The 11,016-nt window shown below is 37.2% G+C and carries 10 protein-coding genes and 1 riboswitch; of the genes, 7 read left to right on the top strand and 3 right to left on the bottom strand.

Annotated features, from left to right (window positions below):
- A partial coding sequence (locus V7097_RS16125) for a LysM peptidoglycan-binding domain-containing protein (protein ID WP_335704785.1) occupies positions 1 to 671 on the bottom strand: 671 nt, incomplete at its 3' end.
- Positions 672 to 938: 267 nt separating this feature from the next.
- Here V7097_RS16125 and V7097_RS16120 point away from each other — a divergent pair.
- Complete coding sequence (locus V7097_RS16120) at positions 939 to 1,916, top strand: S8 family peptidase (RefSeq protein ID WP_335704655.1); 978 nt, start codon at positions 939 to 941, stop codon at positions 1,914 to 1,916.
- 57 nt (positions 1,917 to 1,973) lie between these two features.
- Positions 1,974 to 2,897, top strand: a complete 924-nt coding sequence (locus V7097_RS16115; RefSeq protein WP_335704654.1) for an endonuclease I family protein — start codon at positions 1,974 to 1,976, stop codon at positions 2,895 to 2,897.
- A gap of 52 nt (positions 2,898 to 2,949) precedes the next feature.
- Here V7097_RS16115 and V7097_RS16110 read toward each other — a convergent pair whose 3' ends face one another.
- Positions 2,950 to 3,858 (bottom strand): SDR family oxidoreductase, encoded by a 909-nt coding sequence (locus V7097_RS16110; protein ID WP_335704653.1) that lies wholly within the window; start codon positions 3,856 to 3,858, stop codon positions 2,950 to 2,952.
- Between the two features lie 382 nt (positions 3,859 to 4,240).
- Here V7097_RS16110 and V7097_RS16105 point away from each other — a divergent pair, with 382 nt between their 5' ends.
- A complete protein-coding gene (locus tag V7097_RS16105; protein ID WP_438824246.1) occupies positions 4,241 to 4,888 on the top strand; it encodes a 2OG-Fe(II) oxygenase in 648 nt (215 codons plus the stop codon).
- 142 nt (positions 4,889 to 5,030) lie between these two features.
- Here V7097_RS16105 and katG read toward each other — a convergent pair whose 3' ends face one another.
- Positions 5,031 to 7,247: a catalase/peroxidase HPI gene (gene katG / locus V7097_RS16100; RefSeq protein WP_335704651.1), complete on the bottom strand. Its 2,217-nt coding sequence runs from the start codon at positions 7,245 to 7,247 to the stop codon at positions 5,031 to 5,033.
- A gap of 401 nt (positions 7,248 to 7,648) precedes the next feature.
- Here katG and V7097_RS16095 point away from each other — a divergent pair, with 401 nt between their 5' ends.
- From V7097_RS16095 to V7097_RS16080, 4 genes are all read left to right on the top strand, one after another.
- Positions 7,649 to 8,092 (top strand): SRPBCC family protein, encoded by a 444-nt coding sequence (locus V7097_RS16095; protein WP_335704650.1) that lies wholly within the window; start codon positions 7,649 to 7,651, stop codon positions 8,090 to 8,092.
- A 96-nt stretch (positions 8,093 to 8,188) separates the two neighbouring features.
- The gene (locus V7097_RS16090; RefSeq protein WP_335704649.1) at positions 8,189 to 9,154 is read left to right on the top strand and encodes an ornithine cyclodeaminase family protein; all 966 of its coding nucleotides are present in this window, start codon (positions 8,189 to 8,191) and stop codon (positions 9,152 to 9,154) included.
- Between the two features lie 54 nt (positions 9,155 to 9,208).
- The gene (locus V7097_RS16085; protein WP_335704648.1) at positions 9,209 to 9,742 is read left to right on the top strand and encodes an AAA family ATPase; all 534 of its coding nucleotides are present in this window, start codon (positions 9,209 to 9,211) and stop codon (positions 9,740 to 9,742) included.
- A gap of 132 nt (positions 9,743 to 9,874) precedes the next feature.
- The gene (locus tag V7097_RS16080) at positions 9,875 to 10,243 is read left to right on the top strand and encodes a hypothetical protein (RefSeq protein ID WP_335704647.1); all 369 of its coding nucleotides are present in this window, start codon (positions 9,875 to 9,877) and stop codon (positions 10,241 to 10,243) included.
- A 468-nt stretch (positions 10,244 to 10,711) separates the two neighbouring features.
- Positions 10,712 to 10,797, top strand: a riboswitch (cyclic di-GMP riboswitch).
- Positions 10,798 to 11,016: the final 219 nt, after the last annotated feature.

Below are 11,016 nucleotides of genomic sequence, written 5' to 3'. Positions count from 1 at the left end.
CTGTATAACGTATCCCCAGGTACAACTTGATGAGTAGTTTCATTGGTTTGAGTTGGAGCTGACGAAACACCATTAGGAATCTTCAAAGTTTGCCCAATCTGTAAAAAATCCGAAGATAGATTATTCTCCAACTTAATAGCATCCACCGTTGTGCCATTACGGGTAGCAATATTGTATAAAGTATCCCCAGAAACAACTTGATATGTAGCTTGATTTGGAGTAGCTGTAAAGCTGGAAGGTATAATTAATGACTGACCAATTTGTAACACATCCGAAGATAAATGATTGGCTTGCTTAAGGGCATCGACTGTTGTACCGTACCGCTTGGCAATACTATAAAGAGTATCACCGGCTGATACCTTATAGGTTAAAGTGGTAGTCTGTGATTGTGTAACGGTATTTTTTGCTGCAGCAGTTTTTTGTGAGGGTAGTGCACCTATGCCTAATACGGATAGCAGCATTCCGCCAGCCATAATTTTACAGGTTTTAATCTTTAATAAAGGTAACTTTCTTTTGATAAAGCTTGTTGCTTCATTCGTAATACTGGACTCATTCATTTTAGAAAGCGATCCTAATTCAGCCGAGAATTCTGTTGCGTTTTCAGTAAGATATAAGATGACTTCAATACCCTGTGCTGTTTCGTTGATTTTATAATGAGTAAAAATCTCCATGTCATTCACCCTCCATTTCCTTTTTACTATCCCCATAATTCAGACCAAATAATAAGAAATAAGTCCGCTATTCATTAGTAGGACAAAATATTCATTTTCTAAATTTTCAGTATTTTATCTTGTAAAAGTCTTGATTGCTTAGTATAATGAAACAAACGTTCTCATCAAGATGAAGGAAGTCCAACAAGGTAACTTTTCAACCTAGATTTGACAGAAGGGAACACAGGTAATTCGTTTTGAAAATTGATTTGAGGGAGGAAATTCATCGTGAAAAATCAAGTCAAATTATTACCGTTTACCATTCAGTCAGTTGTGGATCAGACAAATGAAACACCAGAGGGAGTTCAATTGGTACAGGCACCTTCATTATGGGAAGATGGCAATCAGGGTGAGGACATTATTATCGCAGTGATTGATACCGGGATCGACACTTCTCATTCGGATTTAAGTGGACGAGTTATTGGTGGACGGAATTTTACAACGGATTATTATGGAGATTCTGAGGTATTTGAAGACAATAATGGTCACGGTACACATGTATCGGGTACCATTGCTGCTAGTCTTAACAACGAAGGAGTAGTGGGGGTTGCTCCGAAGGCTCAAATTTTAAGTTTAAAAGCTTTGACGGGTACAGGGGCAGGTAATTATGAATGGATCATAGCTGCGATTAACTATGCAGTTGATTGGAGAGGTCCTAACAACGAAAGAGTTCGTGTGATTTCAATGTCACTAGGTGGCCCTGAAGACGTACCAGAAATGCATATGGCGATTCAACATGCAGTCAATCAAAATATATCCGTTGTTGTTGCAGCGGGAAATGAAGGGGATTCGCAAGAGGATACATTTGAGTATGCCTATCCTGGAGCATATAACGAAGTGATTTCGGTTGGAGCCGTAAACATGGATTTAGAGCTTGCTCCATTTTCTAACACCCACACGGAAATCGATCTTGTTGCTCCAGGAGTAGATGTGGTTTCAACGTATCCAGAAAATAAATATGCAAAACTAACAGGAACTTCAATGGCGGCTCCGCATGTTGCAGGTGCTATCGCTTTAATTATCAATGTAAGTGAAAAAGAGTTTGATCGAACACTTAGTGAAGCAGAAGTCTACGCACAGCTCATTAGACGAACTGTCCCACTTGGTAACAGAAAAAGCGCTGAAGGAAATGGATTTCTTCTGCTTAACATTGTAGAAAAGCTCCATGATATGATTAGGACTACCAATATGAGCGCTACTAATTAGGAATAATCGATTCCTGGACAGGTTTAATAAAGAATAAACCAGGAAAGGAGAAATCTAATGGAAAACATGATAGGTATAGATACACATGAATCTGCTGAATTAAAGGCTGCATTGCTAGAATTAAAGCATAATAAAGATAGAATTGTAGTTGAAAAAGAGTATTATGACGAGGAAGAGGATATGCAGATCATCACGGATTATTATCGGAAAATTGATTTTAATCAAGTGGAAAAAAAAGAAATGCATAAACAACTAAATGAGTTAATAACGAAAACACATGTAAATCAGCTTCCTTATAATACTAAAACTCGGGATTATCTTTATACAAGGGTAGACCTCCAAATGGATGGAAACCTGAAGAGCATCTATTCCGGAAAAGATAAGGATCCTGAACAAGTCATGAAAGAGGATTATGAATCGGACAGGAAAAGAAAAGAAGCTTATGACATGTTATTAAACAGTAACTCGAAAAATGATTATGGCTTTCAGTTGGCAATGGCGTCAATTAATAGTGAAAATATGTTTAATTGCGAACATGTAGTACCACAGTCATGGTTTGATGAGGATAATCCTATGAGAGGGGATTTGCATCACCTTTTTACATGTGAAAAAGATTGTAATTCAGCAAGATCCAATTATCCTTATTTTGATTTTGTTGACTATGCTCCTAAAATGGTGACGGAAGCGATTAGAGCTCATTGTGGGAAATATGAAGATGGTAGGTTTGAGCCTGAAAGCGGAAAGGGTGAAGTTGCACGAGCAACATTGTATTTCTTGTTAAGATATCCTGGAGAAATTAGCCGATACAGTTATGAAGACATTGAAATGCTGCTAGATTGGCATCGTGAACATAAAGTATCTTTATATGAAAAACATCGAAACAAAGAGATTTTCCATATTCAAAAAAACAGAAATCCGTTAATCGACTTTCCTCAACACGCTGACAAAATTGATTTTACGCTCGGTTTATCATTGCGATAAGTCACGTTAGAAAGTAAAGTTTGCCCCCCTTTTTGATAAAAGGGGGGTGATATTATGAGTATCGAATTAACCCTCCATTGACATGCAGCACTTGCCCTGTTACGTAAAAAGAGTCATTGGTTGATAGGTATACAAATGCAGGCGCAATTTCAAATGGTTGTGCTGCTCTTCCCATTGGAATGTCAGTGCCAAGTGTAGCAACATGATCCGCTGAGTACGTGCTTACGGTAAGAGGAGTCCATGTTGGTCCTAGGGCGACTGCATTTACACGGATCCCTTTGTCAGCGAGTGATAATGCCATTGTTCGGGTAAAAGAAACGACGGCTCCTTTCGAGGTGGCATAGTCAATTACGTTTTTATCGCCTTCGTATGCAACTCTCGAGGTGGTGTTAATAATAGAACTCCCTTGTTTTAAATAGGGGAGGGCAGCTTTTGTCATGTAAAACAGTGAGAAAACATTGGTTTGAAAAGTGTCTTCAAGTTGTTCGTTTGATACGTCCATAATATCCTTTGTGTATGGCTGTACGGCAGCATTATTTACTACTATATCTAACCGACCATATTTTTCGATCGTGCGAGTAACCGCCAGTTCTGAAGTGGATGGGTTTCGTAAGTCTCCTTGAATAAGAAGACAGTTGACTTCAAATTTCTCCACATATTGTTTTGTCTCATTCGCATCGTATTCCTCATTTAGATAGACAATCGCCAAGTCGGCACCTTCTTTGGCATAAGCTACTGCTACTGCACGCCCAATCCCACTATCGCCACCTGTGATGAGTGCCACTTTTCCTTTAAGTTTTCCACTACCTTTATAGCAATCATAGTCAAAGATTGGCTTTGGTACCATTGGCCATTCCAAGCCAGGTGCCTGTTCTTGGTGTTGTGGTGGAAACGCAATTGGCTGTAGCTCCACTTTTTCTTTAACACCAACGTATGGGAATACTGGATAGTTTTGGTCCATGTCGGTACATCCTTTCAAAAAAAATTATTACGGTGGTATAGTATGTCACTGTAGAAACTATCGTGAAAAAGAAACCTGTATAAAAACATCCACTGGGGAGAACAAAAATTTTACTATTAGTCTTTTCATTAAACGTAATCATCACTTTAGTAGAAAATTATAGAAAACTGTATTTTTTTTCAAAAAAATAATAGAAAAATAATCTTTCAGAGTATAAAATAAAAAATACAAATTAGTTCAGTTGAAATGTGTAAGCGTTGACATCCATTCTAAAAACAGGAGGGACCCAATAACAAAATACTACTAAATAAATGCTTTCTGTTTTAGATCAATCCAATTATTATAAAATTTACTTGAATGCAGAGGTTGATGAAAGTTGACAATGGATGCTACAGATTTAACAATTAAAGAGCCAACGATTTTTAATCATATTGGCAATAAAATCATAACAGAGGATCGAGAAATAAAAATTATTGCTAGGTTTGAAGAGCCATTAATCCTCATTTTAGGAAATATGTTAAGTAATGAAGAATGTGATGAGTTAATTAGGTTGTCAAAGGGTAAAATGCATCGTTCAAAGATTGGCAATGCACATGTAGACAACATGAGAACTAGTAGTAGTACATTTTTAGATCAAAGTGAAAATATCATTGTAAATAGAATTGAAAATCGAATATCACAGATTATGAATATACCAACTGATCATGGAGAAGGTCTTCAAATTCTTAATTATCAGATTGGGGAAGAATATAAGGCTCATTTTGACTCTTTTACATCTACTAATAATGAAATTAACAACCCTAGAATTAGTACACTTGTCATGTATTTAAGTGATGTGGAGCATGGTGGGGAAACGTATTTTCCTAAGCTTAACTTTTCAGTATCTCCACAAAAGGGGATGGCAGTGTATTTTGAGTACTTTTATAATGACCAAACCTTAAACGAATTAACCTTACATGGTGGAGCACCAGTTATAGTAGGTGATAAATGGGCTGCAACACAATGGATGAGAAGAAAAAGAGTTAAATAGAACACAAACAATGATTCAACTACAAATAAAACATCTTCCAAGTCGGAAGATGTTTTATTATAAATTGGACAATTTTTGCTGTCTCATATGTTGGATCACACAGAAGGGTTACTACTAGGTTTGATGCCGCTTAATTCTACGTTTATTTACCCGCTAGTTGAGCTTTCTTATTTTCAACCGTTTTAAGATCAAAGCGATCTGCATTCATAACCTTTACCCATGCAGCGATAAAGTCGCGTACAAACTTCTCTTGGTTGTCATCCTGCGCGTAAACTTCTGCAAGGGAACGTAGAACCGAGTTTGAACCGAATACGAGGTCTACTCTAGTTGCTGTACGTACGACTTCGCCTGTTTTGCGATCACAGCCTTCATAGACGTTTTCTCCTACAGGCTTCCATTGTACTCCCATGTCGAGTAGGTTCACAAAGAAATCATTCGTGAGTTGGCCTACACGATCAGTGAATACCCCATGCTCTGAGCCACCAAAGTTTGTACCGAGAACACGCATACCACCAATAAGAACAGTCATTTCTGGCGCAGTAAGACCTAGGAGTTGAGCCTTATCAACTAGGAGCTCTTCTGGGCTCACACGATACTGTTTCTTTTGATAGTTGCGGAAGCCATCAGCAACAGGCTCTAGCACTTCAAAGCTATCTACATCCGTTTGCTCAAGTGTTGCATCGCCACGTCCAGGAGCAAAAGGAACTGTTACATCAAAGCCTGCATCTTGTGCAGCTTTTTCGATTGCAGCAGAACCTCCAAGTACAATCAAATCAGCCAGGCTAATATTAATATTTAAATCTTCTTGAATGCCTTCTAATACTTGGAGCACTTGTGCTAGTTGTTCTGGCTGGTTGACTTCCCAATCCTTCTGTGGTGTTAGGCGGATACGTGCTCCATTTGCACCACCTCGATGATCTGAGCTACGGTACGTACTTGCAGAAGCCCAAGCAGTTGTTACAAGCTTACTGACTGTAAGTCCGGAGTCTAGGATTTTACCTTTTATCTCAGCTATCTCAGCATCTGTTAAGTCATAATTACCAGCTGGTACAGGATCTTGCCAAGTGAAATCTTCTTCTGGAACCTCTGGTCCAAGATATCTTGTTTTAGGACCCATGTCACGGTGGATTAGCTTGAACCATGCACGAGCAAATACATTTGCAAACTCCTCTGGATTCTGATGGAAACGACGAGAAATTTTCTCGTATTCTGGGTCATGACGCAATGCCATATCCGCAGTAGTCATCATCGTTGGAACTTTAATCGATGGATCCTCTACATCTGGCGCGAGATGCTCTTCGGCAGGATCAACAACAAGCCATTGCCATGCACCTGCAGGACTCTTTGTAAGCCACCATTCATATCCAAACAACAGATCAAAGAAACCATTGTCCCACTGTGTTGGATTAGCAGTCCAAGCACCTTCAATACCGCTACCTATGGTGTCACGGCCAAAACCTTTGCCGTAAGAACTTTGCCACCCTAAGCCCTGTGCTTCAATAGGAGCAGCCTCTGGCTCTGGTCCAACTTGAGAAGGATCACCTGCACCGTGTGCCTTACCGAAAGTATGTCCTCCAGCTATAAGCGCAACTGTTTCTTCATCGTTCATTCCCATTCTTGCAAAGGTTTCACGAATGTCCTTCGCACTTGCAAGCGGATCTGGTTTCCCATTTGGACCTTCTGGATTAACATATATAAGCCCCATTTGAACAGCAGCAAGCGGATTTTCAAGGTCACGTTCGCCAGTGTAACGATTATCACCAAGCCATTCAGTTTCAGCTCCCCAATAGATATCCTCTTCTGGATGCCAAATGTCTGGGCGTCCTGCTCCAAATCCAATTGTTGGACCACCCATATCTTCAATAGCAACATTACCTGCTAGAACAAGTAGATCGGACCAAGAAATTTTATTCCCATACTTTTGCTTAATCGGCCATAGGATCCGTCGTGCTCTATCAAGTAGAGCGTTATCAGGCCAGCTATTTAATGGTGCAAAACGCTGGCTACCCGTTCCACCGCCGCCTCGACCATCACCTATACGATATGTACCAGCAGCATGCCAAGACATCCGAATAAACATAGGACCATAATGGCCATAGTCTGCAGGGTACCAGTCTTGACTGTCTCTCATTAGATCACGAAGATCTTGCTTTAAAGCATCGTAATCTAGCTTTTTAAATTCTTCTGCGTAATCAAAGTCATCTCCCATAGGGTTAGATTTTCTGTCATGTTGATGGAGAATATTCAAGTTTAACGCATTTGGCCACCAGTCCCGAGTTGTAGTACCACTTGATTTGCTACTAGTTGCACCCCCATGAAACGGGCATCCTCCAATGTTCTCATTGCCTTTAGTATCCATTTTTAAATCTCTCCTTCTGTGAAATTTAGTAATTTATTCATCTAGTTTTAAAAAACTAGGATGATAATATTTATTATCATGTGATTCTTACAATAGAAGAAGGTCTGGGTTGAAAGAAATCTAGATTTTGAACATTCTAGAGCATCAAGACTATTATATTTAGAAGTTAAGTAAAATATGATAGAAACATTAATCTAAACAAAGAAGTAAAATCATAGAGGAAAGAAAATTTATGTAACGGACTTAGAAGTATATTTGCTAAAGGAGTTATAATATTTTGTATATTACTATTATAATAACTATAATTCAAATAAAGCAAGTCTGATGCACACGTAACTAAGAGACATAGAATAGTAGAGGTTCTAGAACAAGGTAGATCAATGGAATGGAGGAACGTGAAAATGCCAGAAATAAACCATAAAACCTACATCAAAGTACCTTTAGAAGAAGTGTATAATACAATTTCAACATCTCAAGGGTGGAATGCATGGTTTACAGATGACACATCTTTGGAGATAAAACCAGATGGGGTTGGTGAAATCCGATTGAGATGGACAAATTTTGGTGAAGAAAATGTAAATATTGAAGATGGCGGGAAGATTCTTGTGGCCACACCAAACAAAAGATTTGTTTTTCAATGGTCACCAGGAGAACAAAATTCAACAGTAACGTTTACACTCGAACCCTATAAAGACGGAACATTGGTAGTGCTTAATGAGACAGGCTATACAAATTCAGAAATAGACGTAAAAGCCTGTATTGGATGTGCAGTAGGTTGGGGAGAAGCATTAACACTTTTAAAGATATATCTCGAACATGGAATAGTGTATAAACAAGATTTATAATTCTGGTGTATGGCGTCTTGGAAAAAAGTTGTTTAAGGTACCATTAATGAATTCTAATGAGATTTTTGTAGAATAGTTAGAAGGAGATTTTTTGAAATGGATACATTACTGCTTACACGAAAAGAAATAGAATCGTTGTTAGACCCTATAGATTTATATCCAGCATTAAAAAAAGCATTCTGTTCGTACTCATCGAATAGAAAGATTGCAGCCCAAAGATCACGGTCTGACCTACCTAAAGACAATGCGAGTGCAGTAGTTTTATTTCCTGGTCTAAGTTCAGATATCCCTGCATACACAGTCAAAGATCACTCCAAGTTTCCAACAGAAACACCTTCAATAAGAGGTGTAATTAACCTTCATGATCTAGAAACAGGACGTTTGTTAGCGATTATGGACTCTACTTATATTACAGCAGTTCGTACAGGCTTATCAGGTGCAATGGGAACTCATATTTTAGCAAGAGAGAACGCAAAGAATGTTTCTATTATTGGTGCAGGAGTTCAAGGTAAACTACAACTTCGTACCCTTAAATATTTTAGAGATTATTCGACAGTCTTTGTGTTTGATACTTCTATTGAAAAAGCTAGATCCTTTGTTGAAGAAATGCAAGAGGAATGTAAGACTTCGATGGTTATTTGCAATAGTATAGAAGAGGCAGTGAGAGATTCAGATATTATTATTACTGCAACATGGTCAAGAGTACCTTTCTTATATTCAAATATGATTAAGGAAGGAGTTCATATCACAACATTAGGACCAGATGAACCGGGTAAATGTGAAGTTAGTGCAGAATTAATCCAGCAATCACTATTTGTTTGCGATGACCGTCAATTTGCAGTTCAAATGGGTGCAATTGGAGGAGTGGGATTATCAGCAGATGCCATTCATGCTGAAATAGGAGAGGTTATGACTAACGATAAATTAGGTAGAAAAAAAGATGAACAAACGACAATTTATGGTTCTGTCGGATTAGCTTTTCAAGATTTAGTAGGTGCTTGGCATGTTTATCAAAAAGCAAAGAAATATAAAAAAGGGCGTTACATAAATTTTTTAGATTAATCGCAGTTTTATAGACTCAAGGGGAAGAAAAATATCTTTGTAGGGGATAGTAATATGATCATTATGATAAACGGAGCATTTGGAGTAGGGAAAACTACTATTGCGAATGAGCTTCAAAAAGAAATAAAAAATAGTATGATATATGATCCTGAAGAGATAGGTTTTATGTTGAGAAATGTGGTTCCAGAGGAAATAAAAAGACTTGAAGCAGAAACAGGCGATTTTCAAGATTTGCGTTTATGGAAAGAATTAACCGTTGAGGTGGCAAAACGGTTAATTACAACCTATAAAATGAACCTTATTGTACCGATGACTATTCGGAAACTAGAATACTTTCATTACATATATAATGGTTTCAAAAGTATGGATGAGCAAACGTATCATTTTTGTTTGACGGCTAGTAAAGAAACCATTTACGAAAGGCTGAGGAAACGTGGTGAGGAAGAAGGAAATTGGTGTTTTCAACAAACTGAAAAATGCTTGAAAGCCTATATAGAAAACGACTTTGCAGAGTACATAGACACCGAAAAAGTTAGCGTCAATGTTATTATCAACAATATAAAAGAAAAGCTAAACAAGATTAATTAATATTTCCCAAGTGTGCCCTGTCTCCTCGAAGATAGGGCTTTTTTATTATTTGAGGCAATCTTAACTCTTTGGGATTCTAACCGATATCAATATTAGCAGACAATATTCGACATATTTTAAAGGAGCTTATATATGGATATCGAACAGATAATTAAAGAAATTAACAACAGCGTGGATGAACTTGATCTAGTCACGGCAAGAAAATACATTGAAGAAAATATCGATTTTCTAAATTCTAAAAGGAATTTCCTAAATAGAAATGCTCGAGATCTATTGAAAGTCCTAATTGACATGCATAATTCAAATTACAAGCCGTTACAAAGAAATGAATTAGCTATAATAAATACAATTAATACTTACTCTACAAGGTTTGATTTAAGAGGAATAAAATTATTAATAAAAGAAAACTCTCAGCTATTGCTTCGTGAGGCTATAATTCCTTATTTTAATAAGGATGCAAAAATTGTGCTAGAAGGTATGGGAGCAATTACAAAACAATAAGGATTGGGTAAGCAATCTATTTCTTCAGAGGTAGGACTTTTATTATTATTATTATTATAGCCCTCACAGTTGTGTGGGCTATTTTATTCAACTTTTATCTTTGAAACACTTACTTCGTAAAACTCCTCAAACTTATAAATTAACTTTTCATTCAGGGTCCTTTAGGCAATCTCAAATCTAATTAAAGAATTTTCACTAAATCCAATAGCTTGAGCAACTTGTGACTGGTTAGTTTTTTTTGGAATCTTAACATTCTAAGATTGTGACCTATTGTTGACTTCATTATAATACACCTGTATTGAAGGTCATTTGCTGAATCAGCTTTTGGCAGGCCGCCAAAGGACCCAACTCGTTATACAGGTATAATTATCTATTTTAGGGATGATTTTGCAGTATTTTGTTGAAAATTGTTGAAAAACTCCAACTTTCGTTTTATAGTTAAATTGGTTTATTTAAACTATTGACAAAAATTGAAAAAGGCAAACTTATCGAAAGGTAAGGACGCAAAGCTGCGGGTCTAAGGTTCTGATAACTATGATAGCCGAGTTGCCAAAAAGTTTGTGAATAAATATATCGGTTATAGAAATAACCATTTATCCAAATTTATCCACCATCTTTTTGGTGGATTTTTTTATTTTAAAAACAAAGGAGCTTCTATAAATGGCTATAAAATGAATCTTGATTAATACGAAAGAAGGTTGAAATAAGATGAAGACTATCAGTAAAGAACAAGTTTGTTTTAAGTGTAAAGAACTAAAATCCGTTAATGACTT

The organism is Bacillus sp. JJ1562, assembly GCF_036962705.1.
Lineage (GTDB): Bacteria > Bacillota > Bacilli > Bacillales > Bacillaceae_L > Ferdinandcohnia.
Note: the sequence above shows the minus strand (reverse complement) of the source record. Positions and strands in the feature narration are given on the sequence as shown.